The organism is Mesorhizobium sp. M4B.F.Ca.ET.089.01.1.1 (assembly GCF_004022605.1).
GTDB classification, from domain to species: Bacteria; Pseudomonadota; Alphaproteobacteria; order Rhizobiales; family Rhizobiaceae; genus Mesorhizobium; species Mesorhizobium abyssinicae.
In genome coordinates this window covers 1-1,420 of record NZ_RZOS01000821.1, presented here as the reverse complement: position 1 = coordinate 1,420, position 1,420 = coordinate 1, and the positions used below count along the sequence as shown (strand labels likewise).

The following is a 1,420-nucleotide window of genomic DNA, read 5'->3' as shown; positions in this document are numbered from 1 at the left end:
ACCTACAACAGCGTGTTCGGCCCGACGCTCAACGCCTTCGATCCGCTTCTCACCGCCGGCGGCTCGAGCGGCGGCGCTGCGGTAGCGCTGGCGCTCGACATGCTGCCGGTCGCCGACGGCAGCGACTTCGGCGGCTCGTTGCGCAACCCTGCCGCCTACAACAACGTCTACGGCTTCCGCCCCTCGCAGGGACTGGTCCCGGCCGGGCCGGACATCGATGTCTTCCATGCCCAGATGGGCGTCGAAGGGCCAATGGGCCGCAGCGTCCGCGACATCGCCCTGCTGCTCGACGAACAGGCCGGCCATCATCCGCGCGCCCCGCTGTCGCACGACAAGCAGGGTTCCTTCCTCGACGGACTGTCGACGAAGGCGACCGGCGGCCGCATCGCCTGGCTCGGCGATCTCGGCGGCCATCTGCCGATAGAGCCCGGCATCCTCGACCTTTGCCAGGCCGCGCTCGTCCGCTTCGCCGACGCTTCGTTCCAAAGCGAAGCACTGGTGCCGGACGTCGATTTCGAGGCGCTGTGGCAGGCCTTCGTCACGCTTCGCCAGGCGAGCAGCGGCTGCGCGCTCAAGGTCCACTACGACGATCCGGCCAGGCGCAACCTGCTGAAGCCGGAGGCCGTTTGGGAAGTGGAGCAGGCGATGCGCCTCACCGCGCCCGAGATCCATGCCGCCACGGTACGGCGCTCGTCCTGGCACCGGACGCTGCTCTCGATCTTCGATCGCTTCGACCTCGTCGCGCTGCCCACCGCGCAGGTCTTTCCCTTCGAGGTCGCCACCCACTGGCCGCGCGAAGTGGCCGGGCGCGCCATGGACAGCTACCATCGCTGGATGCAGGTCTCCGCCTTCGCCACGCTCGGCGGCTGTCCGGCGCTCAACGTACCCGTCGGCTTCGACAGCAAGGGCCGGCCGATGGGCATGCAACTGATCGGGCGGCCACGCGGTGACCTCGCCGTGCTCAAGGCCGGCGCGGCCTACGAGGCGACCTTGCCCTGGCAGGCAGGGGCAAGCTGAGGACCGCCTGTGGCGGCAGGCTGGCGCTTGCGCCGGCCTCGGCGCCGTGCATTGATCGCGTTCGGCCGCCGCCGGATCGGCGCCATCCTGCTTGAGGGAAGACCATGTCGCTGGAACTCTACGCCACCTATGTCGTCGCCTGCATCGTCATCGTCCTGGTGCCCGGCCCGACCGTCACGCTGATCATCGCCAACAGCATCCGCCACGGCTCGCGTGCCGGCCTTGCCAATGTCGCCGGCACCCAGGCCGGCCTCGCCATCATGATCGCCATCGTCGGCATCGGCCTCAACACGCTGATCGCCGGCATGGGGCACTGGTTCGAATGGGTCAGGCTGATCGGCGCCGCCTATCTGATCTGGATGGGCGTGCAGATGTTCCGTTCGAAAGGCACGCTGAACCCTGA

The 1,420-nt window shown here is 68.7% G+C and carries 2 protein-coding genes; both read left to right on the top strand.

Features of this window, described 5'->3' with window-relative positions:
* Positions 1–1,017, top strand: a 1,017-nt coding sequence (locus tag EN780_RS34210; RefSeq protein ID WP_128276456.1) for an amidase, incomplete at its 5' end; no start/stop codon positions are given.
* 104 nt (positions 1,018–1,121) lie between these two features.
* A partial coding sequence (locus EN780_RS34205; RefSeq protein WP_133372879.1) for a LysE family translocator occupies positions 1,122–1,420 on the top strand: 299 nt, incomplete at its 3' end.